A 2,456-nucleotide genomic window follows, 5' to 3' on the forward strand; every position below is an offset into this window, starting at 1 on the left:
AATGTTATCTAGTTTTGAAGGAATATGCCTTCATAGTTTGGTGATGATGGCAGAGAGGTCACACCCGTTCCCATACCGAACACGGAAGTTAAGCTCTCTAGCGCCGATGGTAGTTGGGACCTTGTCCCTGTGAGAGTAGGACGTCGCCAAGCAAAAACCTAAGTCGTTTCGACTTAGGTTTTTTTGTGTATATTTTTATTACTTAAAATATAAAGGTAAGAATTACCTTTTATAAGGGTATAGTCGAGATATAAAAGAATGTTTGTGATCTTATATAAAAAGGTTATGCAAAAAGTAGCAATCTAGCTCTTTTTGCATAACCTTTTGTGTTTTTAAAGGATTTTACATAAGAAAAAATCTATAATTAAGGTAGTTAACATATATTTTTGATGGGTGTGGGGGATTATGAAAGAAATATGCATGTTATTAGTGGCTGTTATATTATGGGGGACAGCTATTGCGCCAACAAAATGGGCGTTAGAATCTATTCAGCCGTTTACTTTGTTGTTTATTCGTCTTTTCTTTGCAGGTGGAATTTGTATGCTATTTTCATTTAAGCAACTACAAAAATCAGTTGTACATAAAAAAGTTCCATGGAAAAGAATGAGTTTGTTAGCTTTTACCGGTGTAGCTGGGTATTTTATGTTCACATCGTATGGTATTTCTTTAACAAGTGGATTACATGTTAGTATCATAGATGCTGCATTACCATTAGTTACAATTCTTTTTTCAGCATTCTTCTTGAAAGAGAAAATTCGATTGAATTATTGGATAGGAATTATATTGGGTGCTATAGGAGTACTCTTTATTACGATTCCATCTAAAAGTGCTGATCAAGAAGTGTCTTTAATAGGAGATATACTGATATTATTAAGTACTTTTCTATTTGCTTTCTACACGGTTTTGCTAAAACGACCAAAACAAGAACAGTATTTATCAAACGAGGTTTTTACAACATTAACTTTAATTATCGGAGCTGTTATTCTATTACCATTTGCACTGGTAGAAATTCTTTATTACGGTTTACCGAAGATTGAAACTTGGAAAACGGGACTTAGTGTAATATACCTTGTTATTGGAGCAACAATTTTAGCGTATTGGTTTTGGAATAAAGCGCTAGAGAGAGTTTCAGCATCAGTAAGCGGATTATATTTAAATGCATTACCGTTAATAAGTATTGTTACTTCAATTATTCTATTAAATGAATCTTTGACATGGAGAGTAATAATGGGAGCGAGTTTAGTTTTAATTGGAGTAGGATGGGCGGATAAGCAAAAGTTATGTAATCTATTAAAAGGTAACAAGGTGGAGAATAGAGACTGTTAAACAGTATGATTTATATAATTGAAATGTTAAAAAGATACCTTATATATGAGGTATCTTTTTTATTTAGCAAAGATAATAGACTAAAATTAGTATGGATATTCTTTGCTGTATTTATATGTGTCGAAATCATTTTGAAATATTGTTTGAACAAGTTGTATACATTCAGTATCATAAAAGCTTTCAAAAGTTGGATGACGGGGAAATAAAGGATCAGTAATATCGCCTTCGCTAAAATTCCCTTTATAAATCATGGCGGGAGTTTGATGATGCCATGATGTTGAGAACTCATTTATTGGTGCGTTTTTTAATTCGAAACGCTTTTCTAATTCTTTCATTTCCTGATCAAAGTTTTCTAAGTATATATAATTGGTGACATATTCTTCTTCACCAGCTATATATTGTTGTGTGAAATGTGGGTTAATATCACTTGCGTGAGCCCCTTTCATAAATAGATAGTATAGAAATTGTTTAAATGAGATCCCTTTGGGGGAATTTTCATCTTGATATAAAAACTTTCGGATGGGTTTCCATTCGGGATTTTCCATATAAGGAGGTCCAATTAAGGATACGAAAGAACTGACTGCTCTCCTATAAGGGTTACGAACAAGTTTAAACGTTTCTTTTTGTTTTTCTCGCAACGCTACTCCTAGTCGTACACTATAAGCAGGTGTACTTTTGTATATATCATATTCATAATTATGAATGAAAGGACTATAACTTAGAGCTGTTTGCAATAAATCAATTTGGTAAAAGAACCAATTGGCAAGAGAAGTGCAACCGCTTTTTTGACTCCAAAATAGAATGATGGGAAACTTCCTATGATAGTGTGGGCTTCTTGAATGGGCGCTTATGGTGTTTAATAAAGAAGGATCGAACAAGTTCTACACTCCTTTCAGTTATTTTACTGATATGTATGAGGAATAAAGAGGGGGTATGAGAGTATTTTTCATCTTTTTTTTAAAAATGAAAGATTAATATTGACTATTATTATATAGAGGTGTAATATAGGACAAGTCGCCGATGACATTAACGTCGCAAGCGACAAACGAAATGAAAAACTTAGTTGACATTAACTAATGAAGATGTTAACATAAGGAAGTCGCAAATGAGCGACCAAGTAGTTCTTTGAA

Annotated in this window: 2 protein-coding genes and 1 rRNA gene; 2 read left to right on the forward strand and 1 reads right to left on the reverse strand. The window is 32.9% G+C overall.

Features of this window, described 5'->3' with window-relative positions:
- Window positions 1-36: 36 nt before the first annotated feature.
- Window positions 37-152 (forward strand): 5S ribosomal RNA (gene rrf / locus CQ064_RS32950).
- A gap of 253 nt (window positions 153-405) precedes the next feature.
- Window positions 406-1,326, forward strand: coding sequence for a DMT family transporter (locus tag CQ064_RS32955; RefSeq protein WP_000658281.1), 921 nt, complete (start codon window positions 406-408; stop codon window positions 1,324-1,326).
- A gap of 86 nt (window positions 1,327-1,412) precedes the next feature.
- On the opposite strand, the gene CQ064_RS32960 is transcribed toward CQ064_RS32955, so the two are convergent.
- The gene (locus tag CQ064_RS32960; protein WP_000460203.1) at window positions 1,413-2,204 is read right to left on the reverse strand and encodes a sulfotransferase family 2 domain-containing protein; all 792 of its coding nucleotides are present in this window, start codon (window positions 2,202-2,204) and stop codon (window positions 1,413-1,415) included.
- Window positions 2,205-2,456 lie beyond the last annotated feature (252 nt).

The sequence above is a fragment of the Bacillus sp. MYb78 genome (assembly GCF_002975115.1).
In the GTDB taxonomy this organism is placed as follows: Bacteria; Bacillota; Bacilli; order Bacillales; family Bacillaceae_G; genus Bacillus_A; species Bacillus_A cereus.